This window comes from Virgisporangium aurantiacum, assembly GCF_016863635.1.
GTDB lineage: Bacteria > Actinomycetota > Actinomycetes > Mycobacteriales > Micromonosporaceae > Virgisporangium > Virgisporangium aurantiacum.
Window position 1 is genome coordinate 1 of the sequence record NZ_BOPG01000134.1, and the last position, 24,031, is coordinate 24,031.

General features: G+C 71.4%; 3 protein-coding genes. All 3 read left to right on the plus strand.

The genetic code is table 11. The annotated features are described in order from the left end of the window. Window positions 1-1,976 (plus strand): non-ribosomal peptide synthetase (locus tag Vau01_RS61740; protein WP_204014570.1); only part of this gene is annotated, 1,976 nt, incomplete at its 5' end. After that, the gene (locus tag Vau01_RS61745; RefSeq protein WP_204014579.1) at window positions 1,973-14,953 is read left to right on the plus strand and encodes a non-ribosomal peptide synthetase; all 12,981 of its coding nucleotides are present in this window, start codon (window positions 1,973-1,975) and stop codon (window positions 14,951-14,953) included. The genes Vau01_RS61740 and Vau01_RS61745, both read left to right, overlap by 4 nt. Beyond that, window positions 14,950-24,031, plus strand: a 9,082-nt coding sequence (locus Vau01_RS61750) for a non-ribosomal peptide synthetase (RefSeq protein ID WP_204014595.1), incomplete at its 3' end; no start/stop codon positions are given. The genes Vau01_RS61745 and Vau01_RS61750, both read left to right, overlap by 4 nt.

A 24,031-nucleotide genomic window follows, 5' to 3' on the forward strand; every position in this document is an offset into this window, starting at 1 on the left:
AACTACACGACGCGCTGCGGGCCGTGATCGGCGCGGTAGCGGTGGACGCGGAGACGTTGATCGGGTTGCTGCCGGTGATGCCGGATGCCACCGCGGAGCGGGCGCTGGCTTGGGGTGAGGGCGGCCGTCTGCTGCCTGCCCCGGTCGGGGACCCCGGTGGGCTGGTCGGGTTGTTGTCGGGCTGGATTGCGGCGGCTCCTGGTCGGGTGGCGGCGGTTGATGGGACCGGCACCGAGCTGACCTTCGGCGGCCTCGGCGACCGGGTGGCGGCGTTGGCGGGCCGTCTGCGGACGTTGGGGGTGGGGCCGGAGGTCCGGGTCGCAGTCCTGGTAGGTCGTGGTGTCGATGTGGTGGTGGCGATGTTGGGCGTGTGGTGGGCCGGCGGTGTCTGTGTGCCGTTGGACGAGGAGTTCCCCGACGGGCGGCTGGCCTGGATCGCGGGCGACGCTGACGTTCAGGTCGCGGTCACCACGCGCGAGCTTGCCGACCGGGCCGCTGGCTGGGGTGTGCCGGTCGTGGTGGTCGAAGATCCGCAGCAGTGGCCACAGTCGGGGGATGCCCGGCGACCGGTGTCGGTGAACCGGGCCGGGTTGGCCTACATCATCTACACGTCCGGCTCCACCGGAACGCCACGACCCGTCGGGGTGCCGTGGGGGTCGGTGGATTGGCTCCTGCAGGTGGCTGGGCAGTTGGTGCCGGCCGGGTTGGTGTGGGCGTGTTCGCACTCGCTCGCCTTCGACTTTTCGGTGTGGGAGTTGTGGGCTGCCCTGGCCGGCGGTGGTCGGGTGGTGGTGTTGCCGCGGTGGATGGTCCGCTCGCCGGACCACCTCCTCGCCACACTTGCCGAGCAACACGTCCAGGTGTGGTGTCAGACGCCGTCGGCGTTCGGCATGCTCGACGGGGCCGAGGCGCTGCCGCAGCTGCTCCCGGATCTGCGCTGGGTGATCTTCGGTGGGGAGGCGTTGGACCCGGCCTCATTGCCGGGCTGGGTCGGTGCCGACGGTGCCCCGGCGGTGGTCAACATGTACGGGATCACCGAAACCACGGTGCATGTCACCCACGCGACGATCACCACCGCCGCTGGTGGTGGCACAGGTCGGGGTGGGTCGCCGATCGGGCGGCCGCTGCCCGGCGTCCGCATCCGGCTGCTCGACGAGTGCCTGCAACCCGTCCCGCCGGGCGTGGTCGGGGACCTGTACGTCGGCGGGGCCGGTGTCGCCCGCGGCTACCTGGGCCGGCCCGAGGCGACCGCGCGTCGGTTCATGCCCGACCCCTACGCCGCAGACGGGTCACGGCTGTACCGCAGCGGAGACCGCGGCTACTGGCATGACGGCCAGCTGTACTACCTCGGACGTGCCGACACCCAGATCAAGATCCGGGGCTACCGCATCGAACCCGCCGAAATCGAAACCACCCTCACCACCCACCCCGACGTCAACCACGCCGTCGTCGCCACCGACCCAGACGACAACGCCACCCTCACCGCCTACCTCCTCCCCACCACCGACAACCCGCCCACCGCGGCCGACCTACACCAATACCTGGCCGCTCGTCTGCCCGCCCACATGCTGCCCAGCCGCTACCTCACCGTCACCGACCTCCCACTGACCCCCAACGGCAAAATCGACCGGACAGCCCTGGCCCGCACCGGCCATCAGCCCCTGTCCGCCACCGGCCAGCCCGGCGACCGACCCACCACACCCACTGAGCAGGTTTTAGCCGCCATGTGGGCGGAGCTGCTCGACATCGAGCCGAAGAGCGTCGGAGTCGACAGCGACTTCTTCGCCACCGGCGGCCACTCACTGCTCGCCATCCGGCTGATCACCCGCGTCAGCGAAGCGCTCGACGTCGAACTGCCGGTGGCAGCCGTCTTCGACGCACCCACCCTCGGCGGCCTCGCCGCCACCATCGACACGGTGCTGGCGACGCAGAACCCATCCATCGTCGACGACGCGCACGAGGAAATGCGGCTGTGACCACTGCGGAGTTCCTTGCCCACCTCCGCCGTCTCGGCGTGGAGGTGTCGAGCGACGGCGATCGCCCCCGCGTCGTGGCACCGAAGGGTGTGCTGACGCCCGCGCTGCGGGAGGAACTGACGGCGCGCCGCGAGGAGATCGCCGCATTCCTGAAACAGATCCGCCCCGAACGCCGCTCGCAGACTCATCCGTTGGTGCCGGTTGACCGCGGCGGCTTGCTGCCGCTGTCGTTCGCGCAGCAGCGGTTGTGGTTCCTGACGGTGCTCGAGCCGGACCGGGCCGACTACAACACGCCGATCGCGATGCGGCTCACCGGTCGACTCGACGTGGCCGCGCTGCGCGCGGCGCTTACCGGGATCGTGAACCGGCACGAGGTCCTCCGAACGACCTTCGGGGTCAGCAATGGCGTACCGCATCAGGTGATCGCTCCGCCCGGTCCGGTGCCACTCCCGCTGACCGATCTGATGGATACCGATCCGGACGACGCCGTACACCGAGCCGAACAGCTCATCGCGGCCGACGTCAACCGGCCTTTCGACCTCGTCCACGGCCCGCTGATACGAGGCATGCTGCAGCGTGTGGCCGCCGACGACCACATGCTGGCCCTGACACTTCATCACGTCGTCGCCGACGAATGGTCCCTCGAAATTCTTAACACGGAGCTGTCCGCGCTTTACGCCGCGATCCGCGACGGCCGGCCATCCCCACTGCCGCCCCTTCCCGTGCAGTACGCCGACTTCACCGTGTGGCAGCGCGATCGGCTGGGCGGCGAGGTGCTGGACAGCCATCTCGCCTACTGGCGCCGGCATCTCGCGGATCTGTCCACACTGGACCTCCCGGCCGACCGGCGGCCCCAACGCCGCACGTCGGCCGGCGCCGTCGTCCACTTCGACGTTCCACCCGACACCACGGCACGGCTGCGAACGTTGGCCGGGCGTCATGGCGCGTCCATGTTCATGGTGCTGCTCGCGGCCTTCAAGGTCGTCCTCGCCCGCTACACCGGAAACGACGACATCGCCGTCGGTACGATGGTCGCCAATCGGGAACGGGCGGAGACGCAGCACCTGATCGGCTTGTTCGCCAACACACTGGTGCTGCGCACGGACCTGTCGGGTGACCCGACGTTCGAGGAGCTGCTGGGCCAGGTGCGTGAGGTGGTGCTCGGCGCCCTTGCCCACCAGGACGTGCCGTTCGAGCGGCTCGTCGACGAGGTGGCGCCAGCGCGCGACCCGGGTCGCAGCCCGCTGTTCCAGGTCATGTTCACGTTCCAGGCCAGCATGGCGGCCAGCAGTGGACCTCAACTTTCCGGGACGAGCGGGTGCGCGTTGTCGGTCCCACAGACAACCACCCTCTTCGATCTGACCCTCGCCATGGGGGAGTCAGAGGGTCAGCTCCTGGGCGGCCTGGAGTACAGCACGGACCTCTTCGAGCGGGCGACCGCCGAGCGGATCGCTGCCCATGTTCAGTCCCTCCTCGCCTCGGTGGCTGTCGCATCGGACGCCAGGCTGTCGGCGATACCGCTACCCGACGACGGGGCGGGGGACCCGTCGCCCACCCGTCTGCATCCCCTCGTCGACGACCTGCCGGTGTACGAACAGGTACGGCGCTGGGCCGAGCGCACACCCGATGCCGTCGCCGTCGTAGCGGGAGACGAACAGCTCTCGTACAGCGAGCTCGACGGCCGCGCTGATCGGCTCGCGGGCCGGTTGCGAACTCTCGGCGTCAGCGCCGAAAGCGTGGTCGCGTTGTGCCTCGATCGGACGGTCGAGGCGGCGGTCGCGATCCAGGCGGTGTGGAAGGCCGGTGGCGCGTATCTGCCCTTGGACCCGGACGATCCACCGGACCGGGTGGCGGCCCTCCTCGCCGATGCCGCGCCGATCGCGGTCGTGACCACGCGGGCACGGCTCGGCGCACTGCCCGCCCACCCAGCGCCGCTGGTCGTCGACGACGTCATGTCTGGGGCGGATGCCCCAGCAGGACCGACCGGATCACCGCCGACCGGCGCAGCGCTGGCGTACGTGATCTACACGTCCGGGTCGACGGGCGGCCCGAAGGGTGTGGCGGTGACCCACGGGAACCTGGCGCAGCTCGCCGCGGCGTGGCGGGAGGCGCACCGGAATGCGGACCGTCCGGACACCTGGCTGACCACGGCGAGCGTGGCGTTCGATGTGTTCTCCGGCGACTGGCTGCGCGCGCTGACCAATGGCGGAACGCTCATCATCGCCCCGATCCGACTCGGCCTCAGCCCGCGGGACCTGGTCGACACGGTCAACGTCCACAACGTCACCGCGCTCGAATGCAGCCCCGCCGTCCTGGTTGCCCTGCTCGATCACCTCGAGGCCACCGGGGCGGCGCTGCCGACACTGCGCCTGCTCGTCGTGGCGACCGACCGGTGGCTCGGCGCCGACCGCGACCGCGTCGTGCGGTTGCTCGGGCCCGACCTACGGCTCCTGGCCGCGTTCGGCCTCACCGAGACCAGCGTGGACAGCACGTACTTCCACGCGAACACAGCGGATCTGGCGCCGGACCGGGTCGTACCGATCGGCCATGCGCTGCCGTACACCGCCTGCTACGTACTCGACCGTATGTTGCGCCACGTGCCGACCGGCGTTCCGGGCGAATTGTATGTCGGCGGGTCAGGGGTCGCCCGTGGCTACACCGGCCGGGCGGTGATCACCGCGGAGCGCTTCGTCGCCGACCCGGTCGCCGGCGACGGTAGCCGCATGTACCGCACGGGGGACAGAGTCCGCCGGCACCCCGGCGGTGCCCTGGAGTTCCTGGGCCGGGTCGACGACCAGGCCAACGTCCGCGGACACCGGGTGGAGCCCGGCGAGGTGGAGACCGCGCTGCGCAGCCACCCTGACGTCGTCGACGCGGTCGTCCTGGCGTTGCCCGATCCGGCACTGGCCGGGCAGCTCCGGCTCGTCGCCTATGTGGTCACCCGAACCCCCGAGGCGGCAAACGGGCCGCTGCTGCGCCACTTCCTTGCCGACCGGTTGCCCGGCCCGTTCGTGCCGTCGGTGTTCGTCGCGCTCGACGCGGTGCCGCAGACGCGCAACGGCAAGGTCGACCGGCGTGCGCTCGCCGCCCGGCCGGTTCCCTCGGCGGAACCGACCGGCGGCCGGCCGACCGCCACACCGACCGAGAAGATCGTGGCCGGTATCTGGGCGGACCTGCTCGGGATGGAGCGCGTCGGCGCCACCGACGACTTCTTCAACCTCGGCGGACACTCGATGCTCGCCGCCCAGGTCGCCTGGCGGCTGACCCGGACCACCGGCGTCGAGGTGCCGCTGTCGACACTGTTCGAGGCGACGACGGTACGGGCGCTGGCCCAGGCGCTCGACGAGGCCGGACATCGGGTGCCCGGCCCACCGGTGCTCGCCCGCTCAACTTCCGGGGACAGCGACGCGCCGCTGTCGTTTTCGCAGCAGCGGCTGTGGCTGCTGGCACAGTTGGAGCCGGACAGCGTCGAGTACAACGTGCCTGCGGCGATCCGGCTCACCGGTCCGCTCGACGTGACCGCGCTGCGCCGGTCTATCGACGAGATCGTCGCCCGGCACGAGGTCCTCAGCACCTCCTTCCATACGGTGGACGGGTCACCCCGACAGGTCATCGCCACGCCGACGCCGACGCCGCTGCCGGTGATCGAGCTGTCGCACCTTCCGCCGGACGCGGCCACCGCGCGCGCCAACCAGCTTGTCGCCGAACACGCGGCCCAACCCTTCGACCTGGCCCATGACCGGCTCCTGCGGGCCACATTGCTGCGCCTGGCCGCCGACGACCACATCCTCGCCCTGACCATGCACCACATCGTCTGCGACGAGTGGTCGACGGGGATCCTGCAACGCGAACTGTCCACCGTCTACGCAGCGTTCCAGGAGGGCCGGCCCTCGCCGCTGCCGCCGCTGCCGGTGCAGTACGCCGACTTCGCCGCGTGGCAGCACACCTGGCTGCGCGGCGACGAGTTGGACCGCCAGCTCGCCTACTGGCGTCGACAGCTCGCCGACCTGCCGGCGCTGGAGGTGCCCGGCGACCGTCCCCGACCACCGGTGCGCAGCGCGGCCGGCGCGACCGTCGACTTCGCCGTACCCGGCGACGTGTCCGGCCGGTTGCGGACGTTGAGCCGCCGACACGACACGACGATGTTCACCACTCTGCTCGCCGCCTTCCAGGCGCTGCTGGCCCGCTACACCGGCCAACCGGACGTCGTCGTCGGAGCACCGGTCTCCGGCCGGGTCCGGCCGGAGACCGAGAACCTGATCGGCTTCTTCGTCAACACGCTGGTTCTGCGGAGCGACCTGTCCGGCGACCCGACGTTCGCGGATCTGCTCACCCGCGTGCGCCGGGTGGTCCTCGCCGCCTTCGCCCACCAGGACCTACCGTTCGAGCGGCTGGTCGAAGAGCTGCAGCCGACCCGTGACCGTAGCCGGACGCCGCTGTTCTCGGTTCTGTTCGCCTACGCCGCCGACACCGCCGCGGCCGCCACGCCGGTCATCGGGCCTGGCGAGGTGTGCGGCTATCCGGTCGAGTTCGCGGTGGCGCAGTTCGACATCAGCGTCACCGTCGCCGACCACGGGGGTCCATTGGACGGCGTCGTAGAGTACAGCACCGCCCTGTTCGACCGTGTGACGGCGCAGCGGTTCGCCGACCACTTCGTTCAACTGCTGACGGACATCGTTGCCGACGCCGACCGTCCGTTGTCCCGGATGTCACTGCTTACCGGCGCCGAACTCGACCGTCTGTCCGCCCACTTCCGCGGTCCGGCGCGTTCGGTGCCCACCGACCGCGTCGACCAGGTGGTCAGCCGGCATGCGCGCGCCCGACCTGACGCCGCAGCACTGGTCGCGTCGGGCGAACGATGGACGTACGCGGCGCTGGAGAGCCAGGCCAACCGGCTCGCCTGGCATCTTCGGTCGCTCGGCGTCGGGCCGGAGATCGTCGTCGGTGTCCTCGCCGATCGGGAACCGGCGCTGGTGATCGGTCTGCTGGGCGTATTGAAGGCGGGCGGGGCGTACCTTCCCCTCGATCCGGCATATCCGCACGCCCGGCTGCGGTTCATGCTCACCGACGCGGCGGCCGCCATGGTCTGTGTCGCCGACGGCGTGCCCGCCGAGACACTGCCGCCCGGTCTGCCGGTGGTGCGCCTGGACGATCCAGCCATCGCGGCGTGGCCGGCGGACCCGCCGCACTGCTCCGTGGAGCCGGCCAACCTGGCGTATGTCGTCTACACGTCGGGATCGACCGGAACACCCAAGGGCGCCCTGGTGTCCCACCACAACCTGCGTCACCTTCTCGCCGGCTGGGTCGAGGCGCACCGCATCGACGAGCCGTGGCGCTGGCTGTCGCTGGCGAGCCCGTCGTTCGACGTCTTCTCCGGTGACTGGGTCCGGGCCCTGGGAACCGGGGGAGCGTTGATCCTCGGGCGCCAGGGACTCGCGGCCGATCCCCCGGAACTGGCCCGCCTGCTGACGGACGAGGCCGTCTCCGCCCTCGAGCTGTCCCCGGCGGTACTCGCCGCACTGCTGGGCGAGTCGCATGACTGGCTGGGCCGGCTACGCCTCCTGATCATGGCATCGGATCCGTGGTACGGGGCCGCAGCGGCCCGGCTGGTCCCGTTCCTGCCGGACCAGGCCCGCGTCGTGACCGCCTTCGGAATCACCGAGACGACGGTGGACAGCACCTGGTGGGAAGGCGACCTGGACACGCTGGGCCCGACCCAGGTCGCGCCGATCGGGCGTCCGCTGCCCAACACCAGCACCTATGTGCTCGACGACGGGCTCACTCCCGTTCCGCTCGGCGTGCCGGGCGAGTTGTACATCGGCGGCGCGGGTGTGGGGCGCGGCTACACCGGGCGGCCGGACCTGACGGCACAACGGTTCGTGCCGGACCCGTTCGCGGGCGGGGGCGCCAGGATGTACCGCACCGGTGACCGTGTCCGCTGGCGTGGTGACGGCAATCTGGAGTTCCTCGGGCGAACCGACGACCAGGTGCGTCTGCGGGGGCACCGGATCGAGCCCGCCGAGGTGCAGGCAGTGCTCCTCACCCATCCTGCGGTGGCCCAGGCCGCGGTCGCCGCGTGCGGCGGCGCGGTCGGCGACGAACGGCTGGTTGCCTGGCTGGTGCCGGCCGACGGTGCGCAGATGCCACGCAATGCCGACCTGCGCGCGTTCCTCGCCAAGCGGCTTCCCGAATACATGGTCCCGGCCGGCTACCAGGTTCTGGACGCGTTGCCGCTGACGCCGAACGGCAAGGTCGACCGGCGCGCGCTGACCGCGCAGGCGCCGCCGGCACCGGAATCGGAGCCGGGGCACCTGCCGCCGCGCACCACAGCGGAGCGGGTCCTCGCTGAGATCTGGGCTTCGCTGCTGGGCACCACCCGTGTCGGCGTCGACGACAACTTCTTCGACCTTGGCGGGCACTCGCTGCTCGCGATGCAGGCGGTCTCCCGGTTGCGCGCCGCGTTCGGGGTCGACCTTGCCTTCTCCGCGCTGTTCGAACGCCCGGTGCTGGCCGATCTCGCCGTGGCGGTGGAAACCGCACGGGGCGGTGTACCGGAGCCGCCGCTGCGTCCCGTCCCGCGCGAGCCGCTGATGCCGCTCTCGTTCGCGCAGCAACGGCTGTGGGTTCTCGACCAGCTCGATCCGGGCAGCGCCGAATACAACGTCCCGAGCGTTCTCCGCCTGCGGGGTCCGCTCGATATCGCGGCACTGCGCCGGGCGCTGTCCGAGCTTCTCACGCGACACGAGGGGCTGCGGGCCAGGTTCATCGACCGCGACGGCACACCGTACGTGGTCGTCGGCGCACCCGAGCCGGTACCGCTCCCGGTGACCGACCTGTCCGCCCTGGCCGGCGAGGCGGCCGAGGTGAGCGCCCGCCAGTGGGTCATGGACCAGACGACCGCGCCGTTCGACCTTGGTGCCGGACCCGTGCTGCGCGCGGCGCTGCTGCGGTACGGCGACGGCGACCACCTGCTCGCCGTCACCATGCACCACATCGTGTGCGACGAATGGTCAACCGGCATCGTCCAGCGTGAACTTTCCGTGCTGTACCGGGCGTTCAGCGGCGGTGAGCCCGCACCGTTGGACCCGCTGCCCCTGCAGTACGTGGACTTCGCCGTCTGGCAGCGCGCATGGCTGCGCGGTGAGGCACTGGATCGCCAACTTGCCTACTGGCGGGCGCAGCTGGGCGAACTCGCGGCCCTCGATCTGCCCACCGACCGTCCGCGTCCGGCGTTCCGCTCCACGGCCGGCGCCGCGGTCCACTTCACCGTCGATGGGCACGTTCTTACCGGCCTGCGGACGCTGAGCCGCGACCAGGGCACCACTCTGTTCATGACGCTGCTGGCGGCCTTCCAAATCGTCCTGGGCCGGTACGCGGGGCAGAACGACGTCGCGGTCGGCACCCCGCTGGCCGGTCGGGTCCGGCCGGAGACCGAGAGTCTCGTCGGCTTCTTCGTGAACACCGTGGTGCTGCGCACCGACCTGTCCGGCGATCCCACGTTCGACGACCTGCTGGCCCGCGTGCGTCGGGTCGCGCTGGGCGCGTTCGCCCATCAGGACCTGCCGTTCGAGCGGCTCGTCGAGGAACTGGCGCCGCACCGGGACCTGAGCCGCACACCGCTGTTCCAGGTGCTGTTCAACCTCGAGCAAGCCACCGACGGCGCCGACCCGGCACCGCTCGGCACGGTGGACATCGGCGAGTTCCCGGTGCCCTGCGTGACCACGAACTTTGACCTGACGCTGACCGTGGTCGAGCATCGCGACGCGCTGCTGGGCACCGTGGAGTACAGCACTGCGCTGTTCGACGCCCCCACCGTCGAGCGTCTCGCCCGGTACCTGACCGCGGTGCTGGCCGAGGTCGCCGCGGATCCGGCCCGGCGCCTGTCCCGCCTGCCCACATTGCTGCCCGACGAGAGGACCCGCGTCCTGCGGGAGTGGAACGACACCCGGGCCGACACCCGCCCGGCCCTGGTCCACGAGGCGATCGCCGAAACCGCAGTCCGGACGCCGGACCGGCTCGCTGTCGAAGCCGTCGACGGACGGCTGACCCACGCCGATCTCGACCGGCGGGCCAACCAGCTCGCGCACCACCTGCGCACGCTCGGCGTCGGTCCGGAGACCCTCGTAGGGCTGTACCTGGAACGATCGACGGCTCTCGTGGTCGGGATGGTGGCGGTGCTGCGGGCCGGCGGCGCGTACCTGCCGCTCGACCCCCGCCAACCGGCGGCCCGCACCGGGCTGATCGTCGGCGACGCCCGACCCGCCGTGGTCGTCACCGAGCACCGGTTCCGCGACCGACTGCCGCCGGGGCCGGTCCCGATCTGCCTCGATGAGCCGGCGGTGCACAACCGTCTCGAGACGTTGCCGGCGCAGCCGCCGCCGGGCCGGCTGTCGCCCGCGAACCTCGCCTACGTGATCTACACGTCCGGATCGACCGGTACCCCGAAGGGCGTGCAGGTCGAGCATGGCAGTCTGCGCAACTTCCTGGCGTCGATGGCCACCGTACCGGGACTGGCGGCCGACGACGTCCTGCTGTCGGTGACGACGCCGTCGTTCGACATCGCCGCCCTGGAGTTGCTGCTTCCGCTGTACGTCGGTGCCGTGGTTCGCCTCGCCGACGAGGACGAGGTGCACGACCCGTCCCGGCTCGTTGCGCGTCTGGCCGACGGGATCACCGTCATGCAGGCGACGCCGGCCACGTGGCGGATGCTGGTCGAGGCGGGCTGGCCGGGCCGGCCCGACCTGCGCGCGCTGTGCGGCGGCGAGGCGCTGGATCAGACGTTGGCCGGCGAACTGAGTGACCGCTGCGGCGAGGCGTGGAACCTCTACGGCCCGACCGAGTCCACGATCTGGTCCACGGTCCAACGTCTACCGGCCGCCGGCGTCCGAACCGCCACCGCGCCGATCGGCGGCCCGGTAGCCAACACCCGCGTGTACGTGCTGGACGAGTTCCTCCGGCCGGTCGCCGTGAATGTCCCCGGCGAGCTGCACATCGCCGGTGCCGGCGTTGCACGGGGGTACGCCGGACAGCCCGCGCTGACCGCACGGCGCTTCATCGCCGACCCGTTCGGTGGCGACGGCGGGCGCATGTACCGCACCGGTGACCGGGCCCGGTGGCGTCCGGACGGGCGGCTGGAGTACCTGGGGCGGCTCGACGACCAGATCAAGGTGCGCGGTTTCCGGGTGGAGCCGGCGGAGGTCGAGGTCGCGCTCATGGCGCATCCGGACATCGCGGACGCCACGGTCATCGACCGCACCGACGTCGCGGGGCAGCGGCTGCTTGTCGGTCACCTGGTCGTGCGCGCCGGCGGTGCCGCGCCGGATGCGGTTGTGCTCCGCGAGTTCCTCGGCCGACTCCTGCCGGACTACATGGTGCCGGCGACCTTCGTCGTTCACGACCGGCTCCCGTCCAACCCGAGCGGCAAGGTCGACCGCGCGGCACTGGCCCGTGAAACGGCCCCACGGCCGCACACGATGGCGGCCGGCGCGCCGCCGCGCACATCGGTCGAGCGGACCCTGGCCGGCCTGTGGGCGGCGCTGCTGGGGCTGGACCGGGTCGAGACCGGAGCCAACTTCTTCGAGTTGGGTGGACACTCCCTCCTGGCCACCCAGCTCGTGTCGCGGATCCGCTCAGCCTTCGGAGTGCAGCTCCCGCTGCGCACGGTCTTCGAAGCTCCGACGGTGGCCGCGCTCGCCGGGTTGATCGCCACCGGCGAGCAGGCCGTCGACCAGCCGGTGCGCCCGGCGCTCCGCGACGACACCGCCCCGCTGTCCTTCGCGCAGCAGCGCCTGTGGGTGCTCGACCAGCTCGAACCCGGTGGCACGGAGTACACCATCGCCAAGATCATCGAACTGTCCGGGCCGTTCGACCTGACGGCCTTCGAACGGGCGCTCGATGAGCTGGTGGCTCGGCACGAAACGCTACGTACCCGATTCGACCACGAGCTCGGCGTGCCACGACAGGTCATCGCGGCGCCGCAGCCCGTGCCGCTGAACATGACCGACCTCGGCCACCTGCCCGAGAGCGACGCGGCCGCGCGTGCACACCAACAGGTGACGGACGAGATCAGCGGGCCGGTCAGCCTGCACGCGGGGCCGCTGTTCCGGGCCGCGGTGGTTCGGCTCGGTCCGCAGAAACACGTTGTCGCCCTCGTGATGCACCACATCGTCTGCGACGAGTGGTCGGTGCGCACGGTGGAGCGTGAGCTCGCCCTGCTCTACGCCGCCTTCTCCGCCGGCCGTCCCTCACCGCTGCCGCCGCTGGAGATCCAGTACGCCGACTTCGCGATCTGGCAGCGCGAGCGCTCCGACGACGATCTGATGCGACGCCAGCTCGGGTACTGGTGCGACCGGCTGGCCGGCGTGCCGGTGCTGGAACTGCCCACCGATCGACCGCGGCCGGCCGTGCGTTGCCCGGACGGCGACACGGTGCGCTTCGTCATCGGAGCCGAGGACGCGGCACGGCTGCGGGCGCTGAGTCGCCGGGAGGGCGTCACCGCGTTCATGACCATGCTGGCGGCCTTCCAGGCGGTGCTGTCCCGCTGGGCCGGCCAGACCGACGTCGCGGTCGGCACCCCGATCGCCGGACGCACCCGCCTGGAACTCGAAGACGTCGTCGGCTGCTTCGTCAACACACTGGTCCTGCGCACCGATCTGTCCGGCGATCCGACGTTCACACAGCTGCTGCACCGGGTGCGCGAGGTGGCCCTCGGTGCCTACGCCCACCAGGATCTTCCGTTCGAGCGGCTGGTCGAGCGCCTGCAGCCCGACCGCGACCGCAGCCGCACCCCGCTGTTCCAGGTGATCTTCAACTACGAACCGGCACCGGAGCCGGTGGAACAGACGCAGTCGAGCGGGCTGGACTGGTGCGAACTGCCACCGGCTGCCGGCACCGCCAAGTTCGACCTGCGGCTCAGCTTCGTCGAAGGCGGCGGTGTGCTGTCCGGGGCGGTGGAGTACAGCACGGCACTGTTCGACCGGTCCACGATGGAGCGGTTCGCCCACCACGTCGTCCGGATGCTGACTACGGTGGCCGCGGACCCCGCCCGGCGGCTGTCCGACGTGCCGCTGCTGACCGCGGCCGAACGTCGCCTGCTGGTGCACGACTGGGCCGGATCCGGCCCGTCGCCGGTGCCCGGGCAGCTGGTCCACGAGCGTTTCTCGGACCAGGCCGCGCGCACCCCGCACGACACCGCGGTCGTCACCGCGGACACCCGGGCGACCTATGCGGAGCTCGAGGGCCGGGCCAACCGGCTCGCGCACCACCTGCGGGCGAACGGCGTCGGCCCGGACGTCCTGGTCGCGTTGTGCCTGCACCCGGGCCTCGATCTGCTGGTGAGCGTGCTCGCCGTGCTCAAGGCGGGCGGCGCGTATCTGACTCTCGATCCTCGCGAGCCACTGTCCCGGCTGGCCGCAATGCTGAAGATCTCCGGGGCGGCGGTGGTCGTCACCCGGGAAGACCTGACGGATCTGCTGCCGGCAGGCAACCGGGCGGTCGTGTGTCTCGACGATCCGGACGACGCGGCGACGGTGGCGGCGCGCGCTGGCACGCCACCCCCGGCCACAGTCGGCGCGCTCGGGCTGGCGTACGTGTTGTTCACGTCAGGCTCCACCGGTGTGCCCAAGGCGGTGGCCGTGACCCATGCCGGACTCGCCGGCTACGTCGACGCCGTGCGCGACAGGCTGGAGCTCGCACCCGGGGCACGCTACGGGTTGGCCCAGCCGCTGAGCGTCGACTTCGGCGTCACGATGCTGTTCCCGGCACTGACCACCGGGGGAGAGGTTCACCTGCTCACGCCGGACGTGGTGACCGACGCCGGGAAGCTCGCCGACCACCTGGCCCGTGGCCCGCTGGACTACCTGAAACTGGTGCCGTCGCATCTCGCCGCGTTGAGCCGCAACGTCGACCTTGCCCGGCTCCTGCCCCGACGCGCGCTGGTGCTCGGCGGCGAACCCGCGCCACTGACACTGGTGCGCGCGGCGGCGGCGCTTCTGCCGGCCGGCGCGGTGTACAACCACTACGGCCCGACGGAGACCACCGTCGGGGTCACGGCCTGGCGTGCGCCGGTGTCCGCCGGGTCGGACGGCGCCAGCGTCCCGATCGGTGCGCCACTGCCACACGCCCGCGCCTACGTGGTGGACGCCGCACTGCAACCAGTACCGGTCGGAGTGCCCGGCGAGCTGTTCGTCGGCGGCCCGGCTGTCGCCCGCGGATACCTCGGCCGGCCCGAGCTGACCGCCGAGCGCTTCATCGCCGACCCGTTCGCCGGCGACGGCAACCGGCTGTACCGGACCGGTGATCGCGTGCGCTGGCGGGAAGACGGGACCCTGGAGTTCCTCGGCCGCCTCGATGCTCAGGTCAAGGTACGCGGGTTCCGGGTGGAGCCCGGCGAGGTGGAGGCCGCCGTCACCACGCATCCGGCGATCGCCGAGGCGGCGGTGTGCCTCGACCGTGACGCGGCCGAGCCTCAGCTCGTCGCGTACCTGGTTCCGCACGACGGGTCGGACGTGCCGCCGGCCGGCGACCTGCGCCGGTTCCTGACCGCACGGCTGCCGGACGCCTTCGTGCCGGCCCGATTCGCCACCGTGACGGAGCTGCCACGGACCGCCGCCGGCAAGCTCGACCGGCGGGCGCTCGTCGGCACGCGCGGCAGCGCCCTGGCCACCGCTGTGCGGTTCGTGCCGCCGACCACCCCGACCGAACACGCCCTGGCCGGTATCTGGCGCGAGCTGCTGGGCGCCGAGCGGGTCGGCGTCGACGACGACTTCTTCGATCTGGGCGGCCATTCGCTGCTGGCGACCCAGGTGATCTGGCGGATCCGTACCGGATTCGGCGTGGAACCCAGCCTCGCCACGCTGTTCGACAACCCCACCCTCGGACGCCTCGCTGACGCCGTCGACACCCTCGTGTGGGCGGCGGACGTGGACCCCGGCACGTCGGAGACCGACGGCCCAGACCGGGAGGAGATAGCTCTGTGAGGACCACCGCCGAACTCCTGTCCCGACTGCGCGCCCTGGGCGTCGTGGTCCGCCTCGACAACGGCCGCCCACGTTTCAGCGCACCACGGGGAGCGCTGAGCGACGAACTGCGGGCCGAAGTCGCGGCGCGCCGGGAGGAGATCGTCGAGTTCCTCCGACAGGCCCGAGCCGACGACGACCCCATCCGCCCGCACGACCACACGGGCCCGCTTCCCCTGTCGTTCGCGCAGCAACGGATGTGGCTGCTCCACCAGCTTGAACCGCACAGTGCTAGGTACAACTCGGCCGCCGCACTCCGGCTGACCGGAACCGTCGACGAGGCCGCGTTGCGCGACGCCCTGACCGAGACCGTGGCCCGCCACGCCGTCCTGCGGACGACCTTCACCGCACCGGGCGGCATTCCGCACCAGGTCGTGAACCCGCCCGCACCGGTGCCGCTGTCGGTCACCGACCTGTCCGGGCTGCCCGCCGACCGGGTGTTGGCCGAAGCGCAGCGCGTGGTCGGTGCCGACGCGGCGCAACCGTTCGACCTGACAACAGGACCGGTGCTGCGGGCCCGGCTGATCCATCTCGACCCCGACACCCACGTGTTCGCGTTGACCACCCACCACATCGTCAGCGACGAGTGGTCGGTAGGCATTCTGCACGGCGAGCTGTCCGTCATCTACGACGCGTTCCGTCAAGCCCGCCCCAGCCCCTTGCCGCCGTTGCCGGTCCAGTACGCCGACTTCGCGGTGTGGCAGCGAAGCCGGCTGCGTGGTGCGGAACTCGATCGGCTGCTCACCTACTGGAGGCGGCAGCTCACCGGCGCGGCAGCGCTGGAACTCCCGACCGACCGGGCCCGCCCGGCCGTGCTCAGTTCGGCCGGCGCCACCGTGGGATTCGTACTGCCGCCGGACGTGGCGCACGGGCTCCGGTCTGTTGGCCGACGCCATGGCGTGAGCATGTTCATGACGCTGCTCGCCGCGTTCCAGGTGCTACTGGCCCGCCACGCCGACCACGACGACATCGCGGTCGGCACCCCGATCGCCAACCGCACCCGGCCGGAACTCGAACCGCTGATCGGCTTCTTCGCCAACACCCTGGTGCTGCGGACGGACCTGACGGGCAACCCGACCTTCGCCGAACTGCTGCAGCGGGTGCGGCGCGTCGCGCTCGACGCCTACGCGCACCAGGACCTGCCGTTCGACCGGCTCGTGGAAGACCTCGAACCGGATCGCGATCTCAGCCGCGACCCGCTCTTCCAGGTGATGTTCACCCTGCACACCGCGTCGGAGAAGGCGGAAGGAAACGGACCCGCACCCGACCGGGACCGTCCCGTGCTGTCGACCGAGCGGTTTCCGGTGCCGGCGGACACCGCCCTGTTCGACCTGCGACTGGCGATGACCGAGCACGGCGGCACGTTCGGCGGCGAGATCGAGTACAGCACCGACCTGTTCGACTGTTCCCGGATCCAGCGGATGGTCGCGCATCTGGTCCGGTTGCTCACCGAGATCGCGGCCGATCCCGACCGGCACATCCGCCAGCTACCGATGCTGCCCGAGGCGGAGCGCCACCGTGTGCTGGTGGAGTGGAACCGGACGGGTGCCGAGCGGCCCGGTGCGGCGGTACACGAACTCGTCAGTGCGAAGGCCACGGCAACTCCGGACGCCGTCGCCGTGGTCGCGGACGACGGCCGGCTGACATACGCCGAACTCGACCGGCGCGCCAACCGGTTGGCTCGGCGGCTTATCCAGCGCGGAGCGGGGCCGGAGACGGCGGTGGCGGTCTGCGTCGAGCGCGGGCTGGACCTGCTGGTCTGCCTCCTCGCGGTGTTCAAGGCCGGGGCCGTGTACTGCCCACTGGACCCCGACGAGCCGCCGGAGCGGTTGTCGATGCTGATGGAGCAGGCGCGTCCGGTGGTGGCGCTGACGCACCGGCGGCTTCGAGCGCGCCTTCCGTCCGACATCGGCTGTCTGTGCCTGGACGACGCCGCGGAGGCCGCGGTGATCGCCGGGCTGTCCGACCGTGTGCCGGGCCGCAGAGTAGAGCCGCACAGCGCGGCGTATCTGTTCTTCACCTCCGGATCGACCGGCCGGCCGAAGGGCGTCGTGGGTCATCACGCCGGTCTGGCCAACCGGCTGTGGTGGGCGCGCGGCGCACAGCGGCTGGAGGCAGGCGACCGGTTCCTGCACAAGACACCCGTGACATTCGACGTGTCGTTGTGGGAGCTGCTGGGGCCGTTGGTGGTGGGCGCCCGGGTGGTGCTCGCCCGTCCGGGCGGACATCGGGATCCGGTCTACCTCGCCGAGCTGATCGCGCGGGAGCGGGTGACGGTGGCCCAGTTCGTCCCGTCGATGCTGCGTGCCTTCCTCGATGGGGCCGACGTCGCCGGATGCGCCAGCCTGCGGCTGATCGTGTGCAGCGGAGAGGCCCTGCCGGCCGATCTCGTTCGCGACTGCCACAGCCGGTTGGGCGTTGAACTGCACAACCTCTACGGTCCGACCGAGGCGTCGATCGAGGTGACCGCGGCACGATGTGACGGCGGGGACGATCTGGTCGACATCGGCTCCCCGATCGCCAACCTCACCGCGTTCGTCCTCGACCGTGACGTTAACCCCGCGCCCATCGGCGTGCCGGGCGAGCTGTGCGTGGGTGGCGTCGGAGTGACCCGGGGTTACCTCGACGACCCGGCGCAGACCGCACGGCGGTTCGTCGCCGATCCGTTCGCCGCGGACGGGTCCCGGCTGTACCGCACCGGAGACCGCGCTCGGTGGCGTCCCGACGGCAGGCTGGAGTACCTCGGGCGGATCGACGACCAGGTCAAGGTTCGGGGCTTCCGGATCGAACCGGGTGAGGTGGAGGCCGTCCTCGCCGCCCATCCGCAGGTTCGGCAGGCGGTTGTCGGGTTGCGGCCGGACAGCCAGGGTAACGCCCGGCTGGTGGCGTGGCTGCTGGCCACCGACGCGTCCATACCGGACCGTACGGCGGCCCGCCTGCTGGCGCGCGAGCAGGTTGCCGCGTGGCGGGCGGTCTGGGAGACCGCCGGCCATGCGCCCGGCGACGACCCGGAGTTCGATACCGGGGGCTGGGTCAGCAGCCGCACCGGGCAGCCGATCCCCGCCGACGAGATGCGGGAGTGGGTCGACGGCGCCGTTGACCGCATCGTGGCCCTGTCGCCCCGTCGGGTGCTGGAGATCGGCTGCGGCACGGGCCTGCTGCTGTGGCGGATCGCTCCCGGTTGCGAGCGGTACGTGGCAACGGATCTCGCCGGCACCGTGCTCGACCGGCTCCGTGCCGAGCTGGCCCGCCGGGACCTGTCGCATGTCACGACGGTGGCCCGGGAGGCCAGCGACTTCACCGGCTTCGAGCCGGGCGACTTCGACCTGGTGATTCTCAACTCGGTGGTGCAGTACTTCCCGGACCGCGACTACCTCGACGAAGTGCTCGCCGGGGCGGCCCGGCTGCTACGGCCCGGTGGCCATCTGTTCATCGGCGACGTCCGCAACCTGGTGCTGCTGCGGACGCAGCACGCCTGGCTCGAACTGGCGCGCGCGGACGAGGCGACCAGGGTGAGCCGGCTCCGGTCGCTGCTCGCCCGCCGCGTGCAGCGTGACAGCGAACTCGCGATCGACCCGCGGTTGTTCGCCGAACTCGGCGACGCATTCGCCGGCGCCCACGTGCAGGTACTGCCCAAGCTCGGCGGATCCGGCAACGAGATGACGCTCTTCCGGTACGACGTCATCGTCCACACGCACGCCTGGCTGGACGACCCACCACAGGTACCGCAGTGGCTGGACTGGCCGGCACGCGCTCTCGACGTCGCCGCACTGCGCGCTCTCCTCGCCGACCCCGCGCGCCCGGTCCTGGGTCTGCGACGGGTCCCGAATGCCCGGCTGATCGAGGCGCTGGCCAGCCACGAACTGATCGACTCCGCGCCAGCGTTGTCGTCGGCCGGGAACCTGCGTGCGGAACTGTCCGCCGACAGAGGCGACGGTATCGACCCGGCCGAACTGGTTCGGCTGGCCGGCGCGCACGGATACCATGCCGAGCTGAGCTGGGCATCGGCTCATGAAGACGGCAGATACGACGTGGTCCTGGCGCCGGCGACAGCCAGTCGGGCACCAGCCCGCTTCCCGGCTCCCGAACCGGGCTCCGCCGACCGGTACACCAACAACCCCCTGGGCGCCCGTCTTCGCGACCAGCGGCTGCGGCGGCTCGGCCCGGCGCTGCGCGAGCACGTCAGCCAGCGCCTCCCCGAACACATGCGCCCGGCGCACTACGTGTTCCTGGACAGCCTGCCGCTGACCACCAGCGGCAAGGTGGATCGCCGGGCTCTGCCGGAACCCGATCCGGTGCGCCCCAACCTCGGTACCGACTACGTCGAGCCACGCACGCCGACCGAAGAGGTGCTGGCGGAGATCTGGGCCGGTCTCCTCGGCGTCGATCGGGTGGGCGCCGGCGACAACTTCTTCGACCTCGGCGGGCACTCGATCCTCGCCACCCAGGTCGTTTCGCGGGTGCGGACGACGTTCGAGGTGGAGCTGCCGCTGGCGGCGCTGTTCGAGACGCCCGTCCTGAACGAGCTCGCCGGCACCATCGACGCGGCCAGCCGCCAGCGGCTCGCACCGCCGCTGGTGCCCGCCGGCCGGGACCGGCCGCTGCCGCTGTCGTTCGCCCAGCAGCGGCTGTGGTTTCTCGACCAGTTCGACCCGGGCAGCCCGGAGTACAACGTGCCGATGGCGATCCGGCTGCGTGGCCCGCTCGATCTCACCGCTCTGCGACGTGCATTGACCGAGATCGCCATCCGTCACGAGGCGTTGCGCACCACCTTCCAGGCGGTCGCCGGCGTACCCCGCCAGGACATCCGGCCACCGCGGCCGGTTCCACTACCGCTCACCGACCTGTCCACGCTGCCGCCGCAGCAGGCCTGGCGCGACGCCGAGCGGCTGGTCGCCGACGACACCATCCGGCCCTTCGACCTCACTGTCGGCCCGCTGTTCCGGGCCGCGCTGCTCCGCCTCCAACCCGACGACCACGTGCTCACCATGGTCATCCACCACATCATCATCGACGAGTGGTCCCTCGGACTGATCCTGGGCGAACTGTCAGACCTGTACGAGGCATTCCGGCAGGGCCACCCGTCACCGCTGCCCCCACTACCGGTGCAGTTCGCCGACTTCGCCGTCTGGCAGCGCGACTGGCTCCAGGAGGCCGTGCTGGCGGAACAGCTCGCGTACTGGCGCAGGCAACTGGGCGGCGCGCCGACACTGGAGCTGCCCACCGACCGGCCCCGACCCCCGGTGCGCAGCGTCGACATGGCCACCACCTTCTTCGTCGTGCCGCCCCCGGTGGTCGACGCGGTGCGCGCGTTGAGCCGCCGGCAGGGCGTGACGACGTTCATGACGATGCTGGCGGCGTTCCAGACCCTCCTTGGCCGCTACGCCGGACAAGATGACGTCAGCGTCGGCACGCCGGTCGCCGACCGGACCCGGACCGAGCTCGAGGACGTCGTCGGCTTCTTCGTCAACACCCTCGTGCTGCGCACCGACCTGTCCGGCGACCCCACCTTCGCCGAACTGCTCCACCGCGTGCGGGAGGTGGCGCTCGGCGCCTTCGCCCACCAGGACCTGCCGTTCGAGCAGCTCGTCGAGGAACTGCAGCCGCTGCGTGCCCAGGGACGCAGCCCCCTGTTGCAGGTGATCTTCTACATGGAGCGCGCTCCGGAGCAACGACGCCGGCTGCGCCTGGCCGACCTCGAACTCAGTGGCTTCCCGGTTCCGTGTACGCCCTCGGAGTTCGATCTCCACCTGACCGTCTCCGAGGACGAGCACGAGCTCACCGGTGTGCTCAAGTACGGCACCGACCTGTTCGATCCGGCCACGATGACGCGCTTCGCCGACCACCTCGTACATCTACTGACCGCGGCGACCCAGGATCCGCAACGACGGCTGTCCGACCTGCCGCTGGTCAGCGAGGAGCAGGAACGGGCGCTGATCGATCTGGCCGGCGCGGGCGGCGCTCAGGCACGGTTCGTGACGGATCGGGTGGCGGCGTGGGCGAGCCGGACCCCGCAGGCCGTGGCGGTGATCGCCCCCGACGGCCAGCTCAGCTACGCGGCGCTGGACGCCCGCGCCAACCAACTCGCCCGCCGCCTCCGCGTACTCGGTGTGGGACCGGAGACGGTCGTCGGCGTCTGCCTCGACCGCGGGCTCGACCTGGTGGTCGCGTTCCTCGCCACCCTCAAGGCGGGTGCGGTCTACCTACCGCTGGATCCGAGTGAGCCGCTCGACCGACTGGCGCGGATGCTCGACGACGCGAAGGCCCGCGTCGCCGTCGCCCATGAGCGCGGCGCCGACCAGCTACCGGCCGATCTGCCTGTGGTCGTCTGCCTCGATGACGCCGACGAGGCACGGGCGATCGAGGTGGCCCCCACCTCACCGGTGCCCGGGCGGGTGGCCCCCGAGCAGCTCGCGTACCTCATCTACACGTCCGGCTCGACCGGGATGCCGAAGGGCGTCGGGGTCACGCACGGATCACTTGCGAACCTGGTGGACGCGCAGCAGACCCTGTTCGGCACGGTTCCCTCCGACCGCGTCCTCCAGTTCGCACCAGCGGGGTTCGACGCCTGGATCTGGGAAGCCGTCATGGCGCTGACAGCCGGCGCAGGCCTCGTGGTCGCCAGCGACGCCGCCAGACAGGCCCCGACCCAGCTCGCCGCTGAGATCACCCGGCACGGGGTGAGCATCGCGACGCTGCCCCCGGCACTGCTGCAGATCGCCGAACCCGCCCGCTTCGGCGGCGTCGCCACGGTGGTGGCGGCCGGCGAGCGGCTGCCGGCCGACGTGGCCGCCGGATGGGCCTCCGGCCGCAGGCTGCTCAACGCGTACGGGCCCACGGAAACCACGGTGTGCGCCACCGCGGCCGAATGCCGGCCCGGCGACGATCCGGCACCCCCGCCGATCGGCCGGCCGATCGGCAACGCCACCTGCTACGTGCTCGACACGAACCTGCGGCCCGTACCGATCGGCGTCGCCGGCGAACTGTACGTCGGGGGCGCCGGGGTGGCCCGCGGCTATGTCGGCCGACCCGACCTGACCGCACAACGGTTCGTCGCCGACCGCTTCGCGGCGGACGGCTCGCGGCTGTACCGCACCGGTGATCGGGTGCGCTGGCGGGCCGACGGCCAGCTGGACTTCCTCGGCCGGCTGGACGACCAGCTCAAGGTGCGCGGCTACCGGGTGGAGCCGGCCGAGATCGAGGCCGCCCTGCGCACCCACCCCAGGGTCGGCCAGGCCGTCGTCGGCCAGCGACCCGACCCGCAGGGCCGGCCACGGCTGGTTGCCTGGATCGTCACCATCCACCCGGCACCGCACGCCGACGGCACCACCGTGATGCCGACCGTCGACGAACTCCGCGGGCACCTCGCCGACCGACTGCCCGACTACATGCTGCCCTCGGCGTACGTGCCGATCGACGCGATGCCCCTGACCAGCAGCGGAAAGGTCAACCAGCAGGCGTTGCCGGATCCGGAGAGCGTCCGGCCGGAACTCGGCGGTTCGTACGTGGCGCCGAGAACGCCGACCGAGGTGCGGATGGCCGACGTGTGGGCCGGCCTGTTCGGCCTCGACCGGGTCGGCGCCGACGACGACTTCTTCGAACTCGGGGGACACTCGCTGCTCGCCGCGCAGGTGGTTGCCCGCGCCGGCGTGGCGTTCGGGATGGACCTTCCCCTCGCCACGTTGTTCGAGACGCCCACGGTGGCGGGGCTGGCGGCTGCGGTCGATGCCGCCGAGCATCATGGCCACGTCGCACCGGTCGCCCCCGTGCCCCGCGACGGAGACCTGCCGCTGTCGTTCGGCCAGCAGCGGTTGTGGTTCCTCCACCAGCTCGACCCGGCGAGTACCGAGTACAACACCCAACTCACCGCCCGGCTGCTGGGCCAGCTCGACATTCCCGTACTGGAGCGTGCGGTCAGCCTGGTCGTGGCCCGGCACGAGATCCTGCGCACCACGTTCGTAGCGGTCGACGGGGTGCCGCGGCAGGAGATCGCGGCACCCGAGCCGGTCTCCCTGCCGGTCCTCGACCTGTCGTCGGGAACCGTGGAGGACGGGCTCGCCGCCACCCAACGCGTCGTCGAGGAGGAGACCACCCGGCCGTTCGACCTCGCGCGCGGGCCGTTGCTGCGATCGCGGTTGCTCCGGCTCGGCCCCGAGGATCATGTGCTGGTCGTGGCGATGCATCACATCATCTGCGACGAGTGGTCGACCGGCATCCTGCGCCACGAACTGGCGGTGGCCTACACCGCCCTGCGCGACGACCAGCCGGTGCCGCTGGCGCCGCTCCACGTCCAGTACGCCGACTACGCCGTATGGCAGCGGGGCCGGCTGCAGGGGCCGGCGTTGGAACGTCAACTCGACTACTGGGGCGACCGGTTGAGCGGGGTACCGGTGCTCGAGCTGCCGGCCGACCGACCCCGCCCGGCAACTCGCAGTGGCGCCGGGGCCGCCCTGTCGTTCACCGTCGACGAAGAGGTCGTCGCCGGTTTGCGGGCGATCGGGCAGCGGCACGGCGCGACCATGTTCATGGTGCTGCTCGCGGCATTCAACGTGTTACTGAGCCGGTACACGGGTCGCGACGACGTGGCGGTCGGATCGCCGATCTCGAACCGGGGCCGTCCCGAGACCCAGGATCTCATCGGGTTCTTCGTCAACACCCTCGTGCTGCGCACCGACCTGGCAGGCGACCCGTCATTCGTCGAGGTACTCGGACGCGTACGGGAGACCGCCCTGGGCGCCTTCGCCCACCAGGACATGCCGTTCGAACAGTTGGTGGAGCAGTTGCATCCCGAACGGGACCTGTCCCGGACGCCGCTGTTCCAGATCCTGTTCAACTTCATCGGAGCGGCGGCCGAGGCGATGGAGCACGAGTTCACCGACCTCGACCGTGGAGCGCTGCCGCTCTGCGTCACGACCTCGAAGTTTGACCTCACCCTCACCTTCCGCGAAGGCGCCCGCACCCTGTTCGGAGTCGTGGAGTACAGCACCGACCTCTTCGACGAGTCCACGATCGAGCGGCTGGTGGGCCACCTGCAGACAC